This window comes from bacterium Scap17, assembly GCA_013376735.1.
Lineage (GTDB): Bacteria > Pseudomonadota > Gammaproteobacteria > Pseudomonadales > Halomonadaceae > Cobetia.
The window spans coordinates 82969-100576 of sequence record VINJ01000002.1 but is presented as its reverse complement, the minus strand read 5'-3'; the positions used below and the strand labels follow the sequence as shown (position 1 = coordinate 100576).

Below are 17608 nucleotides of genomic sequence, written 5' to 3'. Positions count from 1 at the left end.
GTGCCAACGGCAGCCTCAGGGCTGCCGTTTTTGGTATCCTGTGCGCCTGCCTTCTTACCCCCTTCCGTCCGCTGCGCGTTCATCGCCCGGCGCACGCACGTGACCTGCCATGACTGATCGCGACGCATCGCTTACCCGCCTCAACAAGTTCATCAGCGAAACGGGCTTCTGCTCGCGACGCGAGGCGGATCGCTACATCGCCGAAGGACGCGTGACCATCAATGGTGTCGTGCCCGAAATGGGCACCAAGGTCGCGCCGGGCGATGAGGTGCTGGTCAATGGCAAGCCATTGAAAGCCAAGCAGGAAGCGGTCTATCTGGCCTTCAACAAGCCGGTGGGCATCACCTGTACCACCGAGCGCCATGTCGACGGCAACATCATCGATTACATCGGTCATCCCAAGCGCATCTTCCCGATCGGTCGCCTCGACAAGCCCTCCGATGGCCTGATCTTCCTGACCAGTGACGGCGATATCGTCAACAAGATCCTGCGTGCTGGCAATGCCCACGAGAAGGAATACGTGGTGCGGGTCGACAAGCCGATCAACGGCGACTTCCTCAAGCGCATGGCCGCTGGCGTGCCGATTCTGGACACCATCACCCAGCCGTGTCGCATCGAGCAGATCTCGACCTATGTGTTCCGCATCATCCTGACCCAGGGCCTCAACCGTCAGATCCGTCGCATGTGTGAGGCGCTGGGCTATGAGGTCTTCAAGCTCAAGCGGGTGCGCATCATGAATGTCAGCCTGGACGGGCTGGGAGTCGGCGAATGGCGCTATCTCACCCAGCGCGAGATGGCGGATATCCAGCAGATGATCGAGGGCTCCAGCGGCACTGAGGAAGCCTCGCGCCTGGCGGCGGCACCGCCTCCTTCCCAGCACGCGACGGCCGCGCGCCATCAGCGCGCCGCCCGGGATACGGACGCTGGGCGGCGTAACGGGACTCGGCGTCATGTAGGTGGCAAGAGTGGATCCGGCCAGCGCAGCTCTGATAAGCGCGACACAGGTCAGCGCGGTGCTGGTCAACGCCATCCGGGCCAGCGTTCAGGCGTTCAGCAGGCAGGAACCAAGCAAGAGGGTACAGGGCGTCGCGAGCGTTCTGATGAGCGCACCCCAGGGCGTGGCAATCAGGAAGGCAGAAGTGACGGTAGAAGTGCCCGCAGGAATACCACCAAGAGTTCGGGAGGCGCCGGCAAGCTCGCCGGCGGCCTCAAGCCGCGCACGCGTGGCAATGCCAGTGATGGCCGCAATGAGCGTGGCGCGGCCAACAGCAAGGGCTCTGTCAACAAGACCTCTGCCAACAAGGGCTCTGCCAACAGTAAGACCGCTGCCAACAAGGGCGGCAGCAGCAAGAGTTACGGCAACACGAGCTCGGGGAAAAACAGCCCGGCTGGCAAGGGCGACTCGTACAAGGGGGGCGGTTCCTCCAATGGGGGACGCGGTCGCCGCTAGTGAGCCGTCTGCACCTGCTTGTCATGCGCCGGTGAGGCAGGCTGTGCGGTCTGAGGCGTGCGGCGATGATAGCGGCCCAGCACGAAGGACAGTGTCGCGAATGCCAGCGCCGAACAGATGACCTGTGGCCAGGGGTAGACCAGTGCAGCGATCGCGATCAGCAGCAGGTCGAAGGCGAAGGTGGTGCGACCGGCATGGATGCCGAAGCGTCGCTCCAAATGCAGCGCCAGAATGTTCAGGCCGCCCAGCGAGGCGTTCTCGCGAAACAGCAGTGTGATGCCCAGACCGATCAACAGGCCTGCGGCAATCGCCGCGACCGGCAGGCTGACGGCACCCAGCGGCAAGCTGACCGCCAACACATCGGACAGCACGGAGAGCAGGCTGACGCAGCCCAGCGTGCGCAGGGTGAAATTCAGCCCCAGCTGTTTCCAGGCCAGGCCGTAGAAGGGCAGGTTGATCAGGAAGAACAGGCTGCCGAAGCTCAGTGCTGTCAGGTCGGCACCCAGCAACGACATGCCGGCAGTGCCACTGACCAGCAGGCCACCGGCCTGCAGCAGGCGTACGCCGAGCGCCACCAGCAGGCAGCCCTCGATGAGCGTGATCAGGCTACGCAGGGTGATGGCATTTGCCGCGCGTGAGCGGCTGCCGCTGGCGCGCAGTATGAGTCGTTGGAAAGCAGTCATGACAGGCTCCGGGGTATGGGCAGTCAACAAGAGTGTCTTCCGGCGCGGCTTGTGGCTGGCGGGAAGCGGAGTCAGGGCGGTGGGTGGACCGCCTGCTGACGTGTCATGCAGGATGCGGACCATAGCACGCCGTGATGACAGTTTTTATTGTGCTTACGTCGCTCTGGCAGACGATATTCTTCGGCTTGTTGGCTCTTTGGCCCTTATATTCCTCTAGTTCTGGCCTCTTCATGCACCATTTTCATGCATCCTCCACACCGTCGGATGCCTCGCACACGGCGGGGCATCTTCATCTCGGGCTCGCGATGTGGGCCAATGACGACTGGCGTGGCAGCCTGCTGCCGGGCAGCGGCCCGCGGGAACATCTGGCGGATTACGCCCGGGTCTTCGATAGCGTCGAGGGCAATACCAGCTTCTATGCTCAACCCACGCCTGCTGCCATCGCCAGCTGGGCTCGTCAGGCGCCGGCCCATTTTCGCTTCTGCTTCAAGTTGCCGGGCCGACTGACGCATGAATTGCGCCTGCAGGGCATCGAGCAGGAATTGGCGGCATTTCTCGATTGCCTGGTACCGATAAAGGACCGCCTCGGTCCGATCATGATTCAGCTGCCACGTGACCTCGGGGCGGAAGTCCTGCCACGCCTCGAGCAATTCCTGCAGTCGGTGAAGGGAGCAGGGCTCGCCTGGGCGGTGGAGCCCCGCGACCCGATTTTCTTCGCCAAGGGTGAGGTGGAACGACAGTTGAATCGCTTGTTGATAACTCACGCAGTCGATCGCGTGATGCTGGATGTGCGTCCACTCTTCAGTGGCCCTGCCACCGCGCATCCGGGCCTTGCGGTGGCGCGCTCGGAAAAGCCTCACCGCCCATTGCATGTGTTCTCCAGCGGACAACATCCCGTGGTGCGTTTCATCGGTCATTACGATGAAGCCACCAATCGGGCACTGTTTGCTCCCTGGGTAGAGCGACTTTTCTTGTGGATAAGTCAGGGGAAAAGCCCGTTCCTCTTCGTGCATACACCGGACAACAAGGCAGCGCCCGCACTGGCACGCCTGTTGGCCAATCAGGTGCTGGCGAAACTGGACCGCCCCTTGGTCGGGGCCTTTCCGGGCGAGGGGCAGGGCAGCCTGTTCTGACGCTTCATCAGGGCGTGAGGTTTCTCCTGTGAGGCCATGGTCTGATGGTGGCTTGCTGGCAGATGGCCCCTCAATCGAGTAGCTTTAGCCACATGTTGCCGTTACCGCGGCGATATTTACCGGAGATGGGCAGTCTGCCCGTTCCGGCGTGCCTATCGGCACTTGCCTGTCATTCCCCACGACCTACCCGGTCAGCGTGAATGCCGGGAGCACCACAGCAGTGATCCTGCGACGCCATCGTGTTGGCCACGGATGATCCGTCCGCATTGGCAGCATGATGCAACAAGCACAACAAGGTGCCCGAAGTCGCTACCAGCGACTGGCGCCCTCGCGACGAATCAGGGATTCACATGTCATCCAAACCGCATTCCCACGCACAGTGGTCTTCTCGCCTGGCCTTTACCCTGGCTGCCGTCGGTTCTTCCGTCGGTCTGGGCAATATCTGGAAATTCCCCTACATGACAGGTGAGAGCGGCGGCGGTGCCTTCGTCCTCGTCTATCTGATCTGCATCCTGCTGATCGGCCTGCCGATCCTGATGTCGGAATGGCTGCTGGGTCGCCTGGGTCAGAAGAACCCCATCTCGACCATGAGCCACATCAGCGCCCGGCTCAAACGCAGTCCCGCCTGGGTCTTGATCGGGGTGGCCGGCGTGCTCGGCGCCTACCTGATCCTGTCCTTCTACAGCGTCATCGGCGGCTGGGCGCTGGCCTTCATCGCCGACGCGGCCAGTGGCAGTTTCGAAACCCTGACCTCTGACACGGCCGGTAGTCTGTTCGGCGGTCTGCTGGGGGACCCGACCACGCTGCTGGCCTGGCACAGTGCCTTCATGCTGATGGTGATCTTGGTCGTGGCTGGCGGGGTCGCCGGTGGCTTGGAGCGTGCCGCCAAGATCCTGATGCCGCTGCTGGCGGTGATGTTGATCGTGCTGGTCGGCTACGCCGCCACCACCGATGGCTTCGCTGATGCGGCCGCCTGGCTGCTGACGCCGGACTTCTCCAAGCTCGACAAGGATGGCGTGCTGGCGGCCATGGGGCATGCCTTCTTCACCCTGTCACTGGGCATGGGCATCATGATGGCTTATGGCTCCTACCTGTCCGATGACGTCAACATCGGGCGTACCGCGCTGGTCGTGGTGGTGCTGGATACCGTCATCGCCCTGCTGGCCGGCCTGGCCATCTTCCCGGTGGTGTTCTCCAACGGCCTCGACGCCGCCGCGGGCCCGGGCCTGATCTTCCAGACCCTGCCGCTGGCCTTCGGTCACATGCCGGGCGGTGAAGTCTTCGGCGTGGTGTTCTTCGTGCTGCTGGTATTCGCGGCCTGGACCTCGGGCATCTCGCTGCTGGAGCCCATCGTCGAATGGCTGGAAGAGAAGACGCCGATGTCGCGCGTCGGCTCGGCCTGGGTCGCGGGTATCGCCACCTGGCTGCTGGGCATCGCCACCATCCTGTCCTTCAACCTGTGGAGTGACGTGGCGCCGCTGGGCATGTTCGGCAAGTTCGAGGGCATGACCATCTTCGACCTGCTCGACTACGCGACCAGCAAGCTGATGCTGCCGCTGACCGGTCTGGCGACCATCGTCTTCGTCGGCTGGTTCATGGGCCGTGACGAGGTGCGCAGCCAGCTCAACATGAGCGACTCGGCCTTCTCGCTGTGGAGCTTCGTGGCGCGCTATATCGCCCCGATCGGTGTAGTCGTGGTGTTCGCGTCCAGCCTGTAACTACCTCCGCCCTCGCTGACCGCAGCAGCGGCACGTCACACTCAGCACGAAGATGCAGTACCTCAAGAGGCTCGCCTATCCGGCGGGCCTCTCGTGTTTCTGACGAGGCAGAGGCGGATTTTCTGAGGTCAGAGAGGGTCAGTGAGCGCTCGCACTGTAATGGTGCGTCATTGGTCGTAGGGTTTTGCAATATGAGGCATGAATATCACGATCTTTCGGCGAGATATCTTCAGGCCTTGTGTAGAAAACGCGCCATTTCAGGAGAATCCAGACGCAACAAGGGCCGTAACAAGAAGTGTTCGTCGGGAGGATCTGGCGAGAAATACCGCGAGAGGGGGGTACGACCATGCTCGAAAGAGATGGTGGAAGGTGTCGCATGGAGCCCGAATCCTGGCGGATCAGAGCGTGAAAACATCACTGATCGGCGGGGAGCGTATCGCCTCCCCGCCTGGAATCAGTGGGTGTCGATATCGCTTTCAGTATCCATTTCCAGCACTTCGATGTCGCTTAAATCCTCGCTTAGGCGCTTGATTTCGTTGTGCAATTCTATTCCACGACGGGCGCGGAGATGGCGGACTGCGCTTTGTTTCTTGCGGGCCTGATGTTCGTCGGCACCGAGAGTCATGAAAATATCGAGAAGCTCTTTCTTGAGCGTATCTACCTGCTCTGAATTACGCATGATTCGACCTCCATGGCATCCAAAGGATGTGGGCTTTCACTGGCGCCACACCGTTTTACTATAGCTCACTTGACAAAATTGTGACTATCGCCTGCCTGTGCAGGCGACACCCCCGGGGGGATGACGTAAGCTCAGGCATGCCCATGAAGTCTGCAAGGAGTGTGCCGTGAGCCATGCCATCTTCGACGACCTGAGGAGCCGGATGGAGAATTTCCGCCGCTCTGAACAAAAGGTCGCACGCTATGTCCTTCGCCATCCGGAGGAAGTGATTCACATGCGGATCGTCGATCTGGCCAGCGAGTCATCGGTCAGTGAGCCGACGGTCGTGCGTTTCTGTCGGGCAATGGGCTTTGCCGGCTTCCAGGATTTCAAGCTGCAGCTGGCGCAACGCCTCGCCACCGGCACCCAGTTCGCCCAGTTCTCCATGAATGACTCCGACAGCGTGGCCGAGTTCTCGCACTCGCTGTTCGATTCCACCATCGGCACCCTGCTGTCGGTGCGTGACCGCCTGGACGCCGAAGCCGTCGCGCGTGCCATCCACTCGCTGGCCTCCGCCAGCCGGGTCGAGTTCTACGGCTATGGTGCCTCGGGCGCCGTGGCGCACGATGCCCAGCACAAGTTCTTCCGCCTGCAGATTTCCACCGCCGCCTACACCGACCCGCACATGCAGAACATGTCAGCGGTGACGCTGGGGCCGCGCGACGTGGTGGTGGCCATCTCCCAGACCGGCCGCACCAAGGCGCTGATCGCCAGCGTGCGTCTGGCGCGGGACGCCGGCGCGACCGTCATCGGGCTGTGCCCGAGTGGTTCGCCACTGGCGGATGAAGTCACGCTGCCGCTGCATATCGATGTGCACGAAGACACCGAGATCTACACCCCGATGAGCTCACGTATCGCGCACCTGGTGATCGTCGATACGCTGGCGGTCGGTGTCGCCAAGGCGCGCGGGCCCAAGCTCAAGGAGCAGCTGGAGGCGGTCAAGAAGAGCCTCGCCACCCTGCGCATCGACGACCACGACTTCGATACCCACTGAGCACCGTCCGGGCATCATCTGTCTTGAAGGCAAGTGCAAGGCACGTATGTGCAAGGAAGGCCGGCGCGGGGAAGAGCAGGGCAGGCCGCTGTGATAAGGTGGATGCCTGAACAGGGGCAGCGAATCTCACGCTGCTCCGCTCCTCGACTCCTCTGCCCTGTGGTGAGCCCTGCATGTCCGAATCGCCCCTCCTCGATCACCTCAACACGCATCAGCGTGAGGCCGTGTCCGCGCCGCCGGGCAACATGCTGGTACTGGCGGGGGCCGGTTCCGGCAAGACCCGCGTGCTGGTTCACCGCATCGCCTGGTTGATGGACCAATATCAGTTCTCGCCCTACGCCATCCTGTCGGTGACCTTCACCAACAAGGCCTCGCGGGAGATGCGCACGCGTCTCGAGGCGCTCAATGGCAGCAGCCTGCGCCACATGTGGGTCGGCACCTTCCACTCCATCAGTCACCGTCTGCTGCGCACCCACTGGCAGGAGGCGCGCCTGCCCGAGCACTTCCAGATCATCGACAGCGATGACCAGCTGCGCATGGTCAAGCGGCTGCTCAAGGAGCACAACGTCGACGATGAGCGCTGGCCGCCCAAGCAGGTCCAGTACTTCATCGCCGGCTGCAAGGAGGAAGGTCTGCGCGCCCATCAGGTGCAGACCCATGGCGATGCCTACATGGGCAAGATGGTCGAGATGTACGAGCTCTATCAGCTCGCCTGTGAACGCGGCGGCCTGGTCGATTTCGGTGAGCTGCTGCTGCGCTCGCTGGAACTGCTGCGTGATACGCCGCATCTGCTGGCGCATTACCGCGAGCGCTTCGCCCACCTGCTGGTCGACGAGTTCCAGGATACCAACACCCTGCAGTACGCCTGGCTGAAGCTGCTGGCCGGTGATCGCGAGTGCATGACCGTGGTCGGCGATGATGACCAGTCCATCTACGGCTGGCGTGGCGCGCGGGTCGAGAACATCCAGCGCTTCACCGAGGAGTTCGCCAACACCCGTGTGGTGCGTCTGGAACAGAACTACCGCTCCTCCAGCGCCATTCTGGAGGCCGCCAACGCCCTGATCAGCCACAACGGCGGGCGCATGGGCAAGGAGCTTTGGACCGACAGCGGTCGTGGCGAGCGCATTCGTGTCTATGCCGGCTTCAATGATATCGACGAGTCGCGCTATATCGCCGATACCATTCGCGAGCTGGTCAATGAGCATGGCTACAGCCGCGACGAGATCGCGATCCTGTATCGCTCCAATGCCCAGTCACGCGTGCTGGAAGAGACGCTGATCCGCCAAGGCATGCCCTATCGCATCTATGGCGGCCAGCGCTTCTACGAGCGTCTCGAGATCAAGAACGCCCTCGCCTATCTGCGCCTGATGAACAACCGCGAGGACGATGCGGCACTGGAGCGCGTGATCAACGTGCCGGCGCGTGGCATCGGCATGCGCACCGTCGAGCAGCTGCGCGAGCGCGCACGTTACGGCAGCCTGACCATGTGGCAGGCGATGAGCGATGCGGTCTCCGATGGCGTCCTCAAGGGACGCGCCGCGACTGCCGTGCGAGCCTTCGCCGACATCATCGATGGCCTCGACAACGACACCGCCGGCATGGCGCTGCATGAGCTGGTCGAGCACGTCATCCACGCCACCGGCCTGCGTGAGCATCACGCCGCCGAGAAGGGCGAGAAGGGCCAGGCGCGCCTCGAGAACCTCTCGGAGCTGGTCAATGCTTGCCGTGCCTTCAGTCAGGGCGAGCGCATGGACCCGGAAGCCCCCAGCGAAGGGGCCGAGGCGCTGGAACCCTTCCTCGCCGAAGCCGCGCTGGATGCCGGTGATCATGAAGCCGCCGAAGGCGAGGAATGCGTGCAGATGATGACGCTGCATTCCGCCAAGGGGCTCGAATTCCCGGTGGTATTCGTCGCCGGGGTCGAGGAGGGGTTGTTCCCGCACAAGATGTCGCTGGAAGAGCCGGGGCGTCTCGAGGAAGAGCGTCGCCTGTGCTATGTCGGTGTCACCCGCGCCATGCAGCGCCTCTACCTGACCTACGCCGAGCTGCGTCGCATGCACGGCAAGGAGACCTTCCAGCGGCCGTCGCGCTTCCTGCGTGAGCTGCCGGAAGAGCTGCTGGAAGAGGTGCGTCTGCGTGGCCAGGTCTCGCGTCCGGTCTCGACCCAGCGCGCCACGCCGAATCGCCGTCCATCCGGCCCGCGTCAGGAGAGTGTCGAGGCCAATGGCGACATGCCGGCACTCTCGCTCGGCAGCCTGGTGCGCCACCCGCTGTTCGGGGAAGGCGTGGTCATCAATGCCGAAGGCCAGGGCGAGCGAGCGCGCGTGCAGATCAGCTTCGAGGGCGAAGGCGACAAGTGGCTGGTGCTGGGCTTTGCCAAGCTGGAAGTGCTGAGCTGACAGCAAGTCCTGATAGCAGGTGCTGATACGAGGCGCTGGCAAGGGGTGAAGAGTGGCGCAGGGGGCGCGGTATTCGTGCGCCATTACGGCCTTGGTGCAGTTGTGGGCCATCCATGGGACGCGGCATAGTGGCAGCCATGCTGCCTTGATGCCGCGTCATGCATTGCCCACAACTCGAACAAGGAAAGTCCCATGCAACGCCGCCGTTTTCTCTCTGCTCTGGGGGCCGGTGCTGCCGGTCTCGCCGCCGCGCCTTTCGTGTCCACCGCCAATGCCGCCGAGGGCGAGACCATCCATTGGAAGATGGTCACCTCCTGGCCGAAGAACTTCCCGGCACTGGGCACCGGTGCCAATGAGTTCGCCAGCCTGATCGGTCAGCTCTCCGGTGGTCGCCTGCAGGTCAAGGTCTATGGCGCCGGCGAGATGGTGCCGGCGCTGGAAGTCTTCGATGCCGTGTCCTCCGGCACCGCCCAGATGGGCCACTCGGCCTCCTACTACTGGAAGGGCAAGGTCCCCGCGGCCCAGTTCTTCACCGCCGTGCCCTTCGGCATGAACACTACAGAGACCAACGCCTGGCTGTATCACGGCGATGGCATGAAGCTGTGGGACGAGATCTACTCGCGCCACAACCTCAAGCCGCTGGCGGTGGGCAACACCGGCACCCAGATGGCCGGCTGGTTCAACAAGGAAGTGAACAGTCTCGAGGAAATGAAGGGCCTGAAGATTCGCCTGCCGGGGCTGGCGGGCGAAGTGATGAATCGCATCGGCGCCAGCGCGGTCAATCTGCCGGGCAGCGAGATCTTCACCGCGATGGAAACCGGCGTGATCGATGCCACCGACTGGGTCGGCCCCTACAATGATCTGGCCTTCGGCCTGCATCAGGTGGCCAAGTATTACTACTCACCGGCCTGGAACGAGCCTTCCGCCATCCTCGAAGGCACCGTCAATCTCGAGGCTTGGCAGGCATTGCCGGAAGACCTGCAGCAGGTGGTGATTCAGGCGGCCAGAATCGCCAATCACGCCATGGTGGATGAATTCGCGCTGCGCAACGCCACCGCGCTGACCTCGCTGGTCGAGGAGCACGGTGTGGAGCTGCGTGAATTCCCCCAGGACGTCTATGCGGCGCTGTTCGATGCCTCCAACGAGGTGCTGGACGAGTTCATCGCCAAGGATGAGGACGCCAGGCGCGTCTATGAGTCCTACCGCGCCTTCCAGCAGCAGGTCGCGCCCTGGTCGCGTATCGGTGAGCAGGCCTATCTGGATGCGCGTGGTCGGGTGCTGGGCGAAGCCTGAGCGAGTCTCTTTTGGACTGCCTGCCGCACTGTCTGACTGACTGTCTGAGCGCGTGACTGATTGTTGACGAAAAAGCCGCCCCTGAGGGCGGCTTTTTCTTGGCGTGTGGCTGACAGGAAGAGAGGCGAGGCGCTTGGCTCAGTCCTGCTCAGGATCAGTCCTGCTCCTCGATGATGGCGGTGCTGGCCTGCTCCGGTACGGCACGGATGCGGCCATTGTCATCGAGTGCCACCATCACGTAGCAGGCTTCGGTCACCTTGGTCAGCGCGTGTTGATTGCGCTCCTGCGGCGGGCGGATCCAGACCTCGACGGCGAGCCTGATCGAACTGCGCCCGACCTCGGCCACCTGAGTGAAGATATTGACCACTGAGCCGATACGCACCGGCGAAAGGAAATCGAGGCCTTCGACGGCCACGGTGGCAGTGCGCCCGTGGGCGACGCGCCCGGCGGCCAGCTCACAGGCCTCGTCCATGCGGTGCATCAGCCAGCCGCCGCTGATGTCGCCATAGAGATTGGTGTCCTGGCGCTGGGCGATCAATTTGAGCGTCAGTGTGCCGTTCGGCGTCGGGATATCATCCAGAGCTTGCATGTCATGACTCGCTATCTTGTTGTTATAAAATGGTCATTTCATTTCTGCACCCTTCCATCTGAAAAAGGTGCGTCTTTTGGCGCAGGGCACTGCCTTGCACAGGGGGCCTTATATAGGGCACTTCGGCAATCGCCGAAGAAAGTCACCGGGGGCCATCGATAGCATCAGTTCGACGCAGACCATGGCGGATGAGCCGCAGCGGCTTCATCATCTTCTGTATCCTACTCTGGCGGACAAAGCACTGTCCTCACTGATAAGGGACTGTCAGGAAATTTTTTTGCGCTGCAGCATGGAGTATCGTTCCTCAACGCAGCAATGACGGATACTCGTAGTGTTTCGCTGTGCTGCACGGGCCACCTTGTTTCACCGTCGCCTGCCCGTCACCATGGGCGTGGCAAGCAGTGGCCAGCTCCGTGTCGCATCGTCATCTCGTTCATTCTCTGGTGGGAAGTCGCCATGTCAGTTTCCGTCGGGTCGCTTGTCCGTTCAGGCTTTCGCGCCGTGTTCGCGTCGCGTCGCGGGTCATCCGTGTCCTCCTTATATGCGTCCTCCTCATGCGCGCCCCGCCTGCGCTCAGGGCTGCCGTCGCTGCGGCTGATGTCGCTTGTCTGCCTGCTGGGGCTCTCGACGCTCTCGGCTCCGGCACTGGCCGACAAGGTGCCCGAATATCGCCCGGTGTCCGGGGTGGTGGGCAACCTGACGGCGGTGGGCTCCGATACCCTGTCGGTGCTGGTGACGCGCTGGGCTGCCCAGCTGCGTCGCTATCATCCGGGGGTACGCGTGCAGCTGCAGGCCGCGGGCTCCTCGACGGCCCCGCCGGCATTGATCGCCGGCACTACCCGCATCGGGCTGATGTCGCGTCCGATGAGCGACCAGGAGCGTCAGGACTTCACGCATGAATTCGGCTATCCGCCGCTGGGTGTGCCCGTGGCGCTGGATGCGATGGGCATCATCGTGCATCGCAGCAACCCGCTGGAGGAGATCAGCATCGCGCAGCTGGATGTCATCTTCTCCGCCACGCACAGCTGTGGTGGCCAGGCGGCCAATCGCTGGGGCCAGCTGGGGCTGAGTGATGAGTGGAATGACCGCCAGATCATGCGCTTCGGACGCAGTGCCACCTCGGGCACCTACGGCGCCTTCCGCCGTATCGCGCTGTGCGATGGCGACTTCCGCCTCGATGTCAGTGAACAGCCGGGCTCGGCCTCCATCATCGGCGCGGTAGGCTCCTCGCCCAATGGCATCGGCTATGCCAGCTTCAGCACCTCTTCGCCGCTGGTGAAGCAGCTGTCCGTCAGCCGTGAGGCGGGCGGCCACGCTGTCTTCCCGAGCCGGGCCAGCATTCGCGATGGCCGCTATCCGCTGACCCGTGCCCTGTACATCTACGTCAATCGCGTGCCTGACGAGCCGCTCCCGGCGCTGGAGCAGGCCTTCCTGTCATTGATCATGTCGCGCCAGGGTCAGCAGGCCATCCTGCGTGGTGGCTATGTGCCACTGCCGGAAAAGCAGCTGCTGCACTGGCGTCAGCAACTGGGGCTTCAGGATGTGGATGCCCTTTGATTCGCCTTTGTCATCTCTCTGTCATCACTTGGACATAATCTCGGTGCCATACCCGCTTCATGCGTCTGCGGAGTCGACACTCCAGTGCGCGAATCCTTTCGTGGTGATATTTCATGTCGGCAGTTGATGCCTCCCGAATGCAGCGTCGTCGTCTGCGGCATGACCGTCTTGCCAGTCTGTGGCTGACAGCGGCCGGGCTGGGCGTGATGGTCATCGTCGTCGTGATGCTGGCCTATCTGGTCAGCGTGTCATGGCCGCTGCTCAAGTCCGCCAGCGTCACGTCGCTTCCTCAGCAGGCGCTCGAACAGCAAGTGAGCGACCAGCAGATGCCTGCCGCTCAGACCGAACCTGACTGGCTGTCCGATCCTGACGGGCTGAGCGCCTTGCCTGACATGCCGCTTGCCGCGCGTGACGGGCTGCCTCCCGTGCTGGCCAGTGATGATTCGACGGCGGACTTGCGCACCTCGCCGCTGTCGGGTGTCTGGCTCGCGGATGATCGTCTGCAGGTGGTACAGCAGTCCGCCGCTGGCGTGCGCCTGCGCGGCAGTGCCATCGAGGTTCCCGCAGGGCTTGAGCGCCGTCAGGCAAGCCTGATGCTCAGCCGTGACCAGCTGTGGCTGCGCATTCCGTACGAGGAGGGCGATGGTCTGTGGTTGGCGCGTCTGGCCTTGTCATCTCCACACGCCTCCGCAGGCGCGCTGGAGGATGATGCAGCAAGCCAGACTCCGCTCTCCGAGTGGCAGCAGCAGTGGTTGCCGGGCCCGGCCAGGCTGTCTTCGCAGCAGGGGCGTCTGCTGGTCACCGCTGACCGCGATGGCTTCACCCAGTGGCAACTGAGCGAGGCCTCCACCGGGACCAAGCCGCTGGCGCGCAAGTTGGCACATCACGCTATGGCCTCTTCTGCCTCCGCGTCATCGCCGGCGATCACCGCGCTCAGCGTCCTGCGTGGCGGTAGAAGCCTGATCGTCGGGGACGCGGCAGGTGGCCTGACCCATTACCTGTTGCCGGCGCACGCGCAGCCGCTGGTCAAGGCCGGCGTCTTTGACAGTGGCCTGTCGGCGCCGGTGGTGACGATGGCGGCTGCCCATCACAGCCTCGGCTTTGCCGCGCTGGACGCCAACGGCCGCCTTGGCCTCTATCTGGCCACCAGCGAGCGTCGCCGTCAGGTGCTGGACTGGCTGGATGCCACCCGGGTCGCGGCAGGCGTAGCGCTGGAATTCGACAATGATGACCGCCGCTTGCTGGCGTCGGCGTCCCGGGAGGCAAGGCTGCCTGGCCAGCTCGCTCAGGACGCGCCGCTGGGGGCGCTGGGCAAGGCCTATGCCGGGCTTGCGATACACGACCCGCATCAGGCCGTCGGGCTCGACGCCATCTTCGGCAAGGTCTGGTACGAGGGGCGCGCTGCGCCGGAGTGGATCTGGCAGCTGGAGAGCACCGGCACCCACGAACCCCGTCTGTCGCTGGTGCCCATCATGTGGGGCACGCTCAAGGCGGCGCTGGTCGGGCTGCTGTTTGCCGTGCCGTTGGGGCTCGGCTGTGCCATCCATGTCGCCTGCTTCATGGCGCCGCGCCAGCGTTCCCGCATCAAGCCGCTGCTGGAGATGATGGAGGCACTGCCGACCGTGGTGATCGGCTTCATCGCCGCCCTGGTGGTCGCGCCCTTCGTCGAGCGTGAGCTGATGGCGGTGTTGCTGGGGCTGGTCCTGATTCCGCTGGGCACCATGGTGGCGGGCTTCCTGTGGACCCTGTCGCCGCGCGCATGGCGCAATCTGCTGCCGGAAAACATGGCGGCCTTCGGGCTGTTGCCGCTGCTGTTCGTGCTGCTGTGGCTGGATGTGACCATCGCCGGCCAGGTCGAGCAGTGGTGGTTCGACGGCGACCTCCGTCAGTGGCTGTTCAGCCACTACGGCATCGATTATGCCCAGCGCAATACCCTGGTGACCGGCATGGCGTTGGGGCTGGCGGTGATGCCGACCCTGTTCACGCTCAGTGAGGATGCCCTCTCGTCGGTGCCGCGTGGCCTGGCCGCCGGCTCTGCGGCGCTGGGCGCGACGCCCTGGCAGAGCCTGCGCCGCGTCATCCTGCCAGCCGCTGCGGTCGGGCTGTTCTCGGCGATGATGATCGGCATGGGGCGTGCCGTCGGTGAGACGATGATCGTGCTGATGGTGGCCGGCAATACGCCGCTGGTGGATGCCAGCCTGTTCGAGGGCCTTCGCTCACTGGCCGCGACCCTGGCCATCGAGCTGCCAGAGGCCGAGGTCGGCAGCAGCCACTACCGCTTGCTGTTCCTCGCTGCCCTGGCATTGTTCGTCTTCACCTTCGTGGTCAATACGCTGGCGGAAGTGCTGCGACAGCGCTTCACGCCGCCCAATCAGGGGAGCTGGGGATGAGTCGCCCTGACACCAATCGTGCCAGCTCCTCCTTGCTGCGCCCGCGCGAGCCGCTGGTCGGGCGCCTGCAGCGCTACTGGCGTGACGGCGGCCCGTGGGGCTGGCTGAACGCCATGGCTGTCAGTGTCTCGCTGGTGCTGGTGCTGGGCCTGCTCAGCCTGCTGGTGGTGGGCTCCTTCAGTCACTTCTGGCCCTCCCGGCTGGTCGAGGTGGAGCTGACGGCGCAGCCGGGCCAGAGTCCCACGGCCCTGACCACCACGCGCGGAGAGCCGGCGGCCGACAATCGCCATCTGCTCGGCGAGCTGATGCACGAGGAGATGCGCCGTGTCGCCTCGGGCGAGGGGGACGACGCTCGCCAGCAATGGTGGTTGCTGCAGACATCTTCGCGTGACGGGGCCGCGGCCAGCTGGCAGTGGCTGCCGGAGACGCTGCTCGACAGGATGACCTTCCCCCGCCAGGCGCTGATGCTGGAAATGCGTGACGGTCGCACTCTCTACGGCATGCCACGGGCGCTGAGTGACCCGATGACAGGGGAGATGGACCACACGCCTGACGTCGGCGACGGACCTGCCCGGCCCTTGTCCGAGGACGCCGAGCCACTGTTTGCCCGCCTGAAGATGATCGAGAGCGAGCGCCGCCAGTTGCAGGCACTGCGCCTGGACAGTGAAGCCTTGAGCAGTCGCTACCAGGCGCTGCAGCAGTCTCTGGCATCCCGGCGCAGCGCCACTGCTGACGGTGACGCAGCGCGGACTCAAGAGGACGCTGAGCTCGAGCAGGAGATGCAGGAGGAGTTGGAGGAGTTGGAGGAGGTGCGCAGCGCCTTCATCGAGCGTGAAGGTCAGCTGAGTGCCCTGCGTGATGCCCTGGCGGGCGGACAGTTGCTGCTGGGCGGCAATGGCGGCTACGAAGGCCGCATCGCACTCGATGATATCCGCAATGCCTGGCAGCCCAATGCGATGGGCTTCAGCGGCCGGCTGATGATGACGTTCAAGCGTTTTCGTGACTTCGTGGCCGGCGCGCCCACCGAGGGCTTTGGCGGCCTCTGGCCCGCCATCTTCGGCACCGTGCTGATGGTGGTGCTGATGTCGATCATGGTGATGCCCTTCGGCGTGATGGCGGCGCTCTATCTGCACGAGGTGGCCCATCAGGGGCGCCTGACGCGCCTGACGCGCATCGCGCTGCGCAATCTGGCCGGGGTACCCTCCATCGTCTACGGCGTGTTCGGTCTCGGCTTCTTCGTCTATGGACTGGGCGCCGGAATCGATGAGCTGTTCTACTCCGAGCGACTGCCGACGCCGACCTTCGGGACCGGCGGCATTCTGTGGGCCTCGCTGACGCTGGCCCTGCTGACTTTGCCGGTGGTGATCGTCGCCACGGAAGAGGGGCTGGCGCGCGTGCCGCGTCGTCTGCGCGAAGGCGCGCTGGCGCTGGGAGCGACACGCCTGGAAACGCTCAAGCGCGTGGTGATTCCGGCCGCCTCGCCGGCGCTGATGACGGGGCTGATTCTGGCCGTGGCGCGTGCGGCGGGTGAAGTCGCGCCGCTGATGCTGGTCGGGGTGGTCAAGCTGGCCCCGGACCTGCCGCTGGATGACAGCTTCCCGTGGTTGCATCTGGACCGGAAATTCATGCATCTGGGGCATCAGGTCTATGATCTGGCCTTCCAGAGTAGCGACGCCTTCAGCAGTCGGCCACTGGTCTACGCGACCGCGCTGGTGCTGGTGGTCGTGATTCTATGCCTCAATCTGAGTGCCATTCGCCTGCGTCACATGCTGGCACAACGTTACAAGGGAGCCACCGAATGAGGCGTGACTCTGAACAGCCCAAGCCTCAGTTGTTTCTTCAGGAGGCGCCTGCGCGGCCGGCTGAGGACATCTGCCTGGAAACCCGCCACCTGAGCCTCGATTATCAGGCACGTGTCGGCAAGGAGAACCAGACGCGCCGCGCACTGGAGGACGTCAGCCTGCAGATCGCACGCAAGCGCGTGACGGCCTTCATCGGCCCTTCCGGCTGCGGCAAGTCGAGCCTGTTGCGTACCTTCAATCGCATGACCGATCTCGATGAACAGTCACGTCTTTCCGGCAAGGTACTGCTGGAGGGCGAGGACATCCATGCGCGCGGCGTGGACGTGCCGATGCTTCGCCGCCGGATCGGCATGGTCTTCCAGACACCCAACCCCTTTCCGATGTCGGTCTACGAGAACGTGGCTTTCGGGCTGCGGCTGGTCGGTGAGAATGACAAGCGCCACCTCGATGACAAGGTCGAATCCTGTCTGCGCTCCGCGGCGCTGTGGGAAGAAGTGAAGGACCGCCTGCACGACAGCGCGCTGGGGCTCTCGGGTGGCCAGCAACAGCGGTTGGTGATCGCGCGGACGTTGGCGGTCGAGCCGGAGGTGCTGCTGCTGGATGAACCGGCCTCGGCGCTGGACCCCATCTCGACGCTCAAGATCGAGGAGCTGATCCGTTCGCTGCGCTCGCGCCTGACGCTGATCATCGTCACGCACAACATGCAGCAGGCCGCGCGGGTCTCGGACGACACCGCCTTCCTGCATGAGGGCCGCCTGGTGGAATTCGCCCCGACCGACCAGCTGTTCACCAACCCGCGGCGCCGCCAGACGGAAGACTACATCACGGGGCGTTTCGGTTAGCGCGCTCATGCGCGAACGTGCACCCAGGTAGCCTTTTGGCCCT

General features: G+C 63.9%; 13 protein-coding genes. 10 read left to right on the top strand and 3 right to left on the bottom strand.

Annotated features, from left to right (window positions below):
- Window positions 1-109 precede the first annotated feature (109 nt).
- Window positions 110-1450: a 23S rRNA pseudouridine(2604) synthase RluF gene (gene rluF, locus FLM52_17455; protein ID NVN57511.1), complete on the top strand. Its 1341-nt coding sequence runs from the start codon at window positions 110-112 to the stop codon at window positions 1448-1450.
- Here rluF and FLM52_17450 read toward each other — a convergent pair.
- Window positions 1447-2133: a YitT family protein gene (locus FLM52_17450; protein ID NVN57510.1), complete on the bottom strand. Its 687-nt coding sequence runs from the start codon at window positions 2131-2133 to the stop codon at window positions 1447-1449. The genes rluF and FLM52_17450 overlap by 4 nt on opposite strands.
- 230 nt (window positions 2134-2363) lie before the next feature.
- Between FLM52_17450 and FLM52_17445 the strand changes: the two genes are divergently transcribed.
- Window positions 2364-3266: a DUF72 domain-containing protein gene (locus tag FLM52_17445; protein ID NVN57509.1), complete on the top strand. Its 903-nt coding sequence runs from the start codon at window positions 2364-2366 to the stop codon at window positions 3264-3266.
- A 350-nt stretch (window positions 3267-3616) separates the two neighbouring features.
- Complete coding sequence (locus FLM52_17440; protein ID NVN57508.1) at window positions 3617-4984, top strand: sodium-dependent transporter; 1368 nt, start codon at window positions 3617-3619, stop codon at window positions 4982-4984.
- Between the two features lie 454 nt (window positions 4985-5438).
- Here the strand turns inward: FLM52_17440 and FLM52_17435 are convergent, their stop codons facing one another.
- Entirely contained in the window at window positions 5439-5663 is a 225-nt protein-coding gene (locus FLM52_17435) for a hypothetical protein (protein ID NVN57507.1), read from the bottom strand.
- A gap of 166 nt (window positions 5664-5829) precedes the next feature.
- On the opposite strand from FLM52_17435, the gene hexR reads away from it, so the two are divergent.
- The 3 genes from hexR to FLM52_17420 all read left to right on the top strand — a co-directional run bounded on the left by hexR (window position 5830) and on the right by FLM52_17420 (window position 10385).
- Entirely contained in the window at window positions 5830-6696 is an 867-nt protein-coding gene (gene hexR, locus FLM52_17430) for a transcriptional regulator HexR (GenBank protein NVN57506.1), read from the top strand.
- 173 nt (window positions 6697-6869) lie between these two features.
- Window positions 6870-9092, top strand: a complete 2223-nt coding sequence (gene uvrD / locus FLM52_17425; GenBank protein NVN57505.1) for a DNA helicase II — start codon at window positions 6870-6872, stop codon at window positions 9090-9092.
- A gap of 192 nt (window positions 9093-9284) precedes the next feature.
- Window positions 9285-10385, top strand: coding sequence for a TRAP transporter substrate-binding protein (locus FLM52_17420; protein NVN57504.1), 1101 nt, complete (start codon window positions 9285-9287; stop codon window positions 10383-10385).
- 154 nt (window positions 10386-10539) lie between these two features.
- Here the strand turns inward: FLM52_17420 and FLM52_17415 are convergent, their stop codons facing one another.
- Complete coding sequence (locus FLM52_17415) at window positions 10540-10974, bottom strand: acyl-CoA thioesterase (protein NVN57503.1); 435 nt, start codon at window positions 10972-10974, stop codon at window positions 10540-10542.
- A 315-nt stretch (window positions 10975-11289) separates the two neighbouring features.
- Between FLM52_17415 and FLM52_17410 the strand changes: the two genes are divergently transcribed.
- The 4 genes from FLM52_17410 to pstB all read left to right on the top strand — a co-directional run bounded on the left by FLM52_17410 (window position 11290) and on the right by pstB (window position 17565).
- Window positions 11290-12531: a phosphate ABC transporter substrate-binding protein gene (locus FLM52_17410; protein ID NVN57502.1), complete on the top strand. Its 1242-nt coding sequence runs from the start codon at window positions 11290-11292 to the stop codon at window positions 12529-12531.
- Window positions 12532-12644: 113 nt separating this feature from the next.
- Window positions 12645-14921 carry an ABC transporter permease subunit gene (locus tag FLM52_17405; protein ID NVN57501.1) on the top strand — a complete coding sequence of 759 codons (2277 nt, stop codon included), beginning with the start codon at window positions 12645-12647 and terminating at the stop codon, window positions 14919-14921.
- The gene (gene pstA / locus FLM52_17400) at window positions 14918-16723 is read left to right on the top strand and encodes a phosphate ABC transporter permease PstA (protein NVN57500.1); all 1806 of its coding nucleotides are present in this window, start codon (window positions 14918-14920) and stop codon (window positions 16721-16723) included. The genes FLM52_17405 and pstA overlap by 4 nt, the downstream gene beginning before the upstream one ends.
- Window positions 16720-17565 carry a phosphate ABC transporter ATP-binding protein gene (gene pstB / locus FLM52_17395; protein NVN57499.1) on the top strand — a complete coding sequence of 282 codons (846 nt, stop codon included), beginning with the start codon at window positions 16720-16722 and terminating at the stop codon, window positions 17563-17565. The genes pstA and pstB overlap by 4 nt, the downstream gene beginning before the upstream one ends.
- The last annotated feature ends 43 nt before the right edge of the window (window positions 17566-17608 follow it).

Excerpts from the sequence above, each read along its gene's own strand:
- FLM52_17445 (NVN57509.1), top strand. The coding sequence starts at position 2,364 with ATGCACCATTTTCATGCATCCTCCACACCGTCGGATGCCTCGCACACG.
- FLM52_17440 (NVN57508.1), top strand. The coding sequence starts at position 3,617 with ATGTCATCCAAACCGCATTCCCACGCACAGTGGTCTTCTCGCCTGGCC.
- FLM52_17450 (NVN57510.1), bottom strand. The coding sequence starts at position 2,133 with ATGACTGCTTTCCAACGACTCATACTGCGCGCCAGCGGCAGCCGCTCA.
- rluF (NVN57511.1), top strand. The coding sequence starts at position 110 with ATGACTGATCGCGACGCATCGCTTACCCGCCTCAACAAGTTCATCAGC.
- FLM52_17415 (NVN57503.1), bottom strand. The coding sequence starts at position 10,974 with ATGCAAGCTCTGGATGATATCCCGACGCCGAACGGCACACTGACGCTC.
- pstB (NVN57499.1), top strand. The coding sequence starts at position 16,720 with ATGAGGCGTGACTCTGAACAGCCCAAGCCTCAGTTGTTTCTTCAGGAG.
- FLM52_17435 (NVN57507.1), bottom strand. The coding sequence starts at position 5,663 with ATGCGTAATTCAGAGCAGGTAGATACGCTCAAGAAAGAGCTTCTCGAT.
- uvrD (NVN57505.1), top strand. The coding sequence starts at position 6,870 with ATGTCCGAATCGCCCCTCCTCGATCACCTCAACACGCATCAGCGTGAG.
- FLM52_17405 (NVN57501.1), top strand. The coding sequence starts at position 12,645 with ATGTCGGCAGTTGATGCCTCCCGAATGCAGCGTCGTCGTCTGCGGCAT.
- FLM52_17420 (NVN57504.1), top strand. The coding sequence starts at position 9,285 with ATGCAACGCCGCCGTTTTCTCTCTGCTCTGGGGGCCGGTGCTGCCGGT.
- FLM52_17410 (NVN57502.1), top strand. The coding sequence starts at position 11,290 with ATGACGGATACTCGTAGTGTTTCGCTGTGCTGCACGGGCCACCTTGTT.
- pstA (NVN57500.1), top strand. The coding sequence starts at position 14,918 with ATGAGTCGCCCTGACACCAATCGTGCCAGCTCCTCCTTGCTGCGCCCG.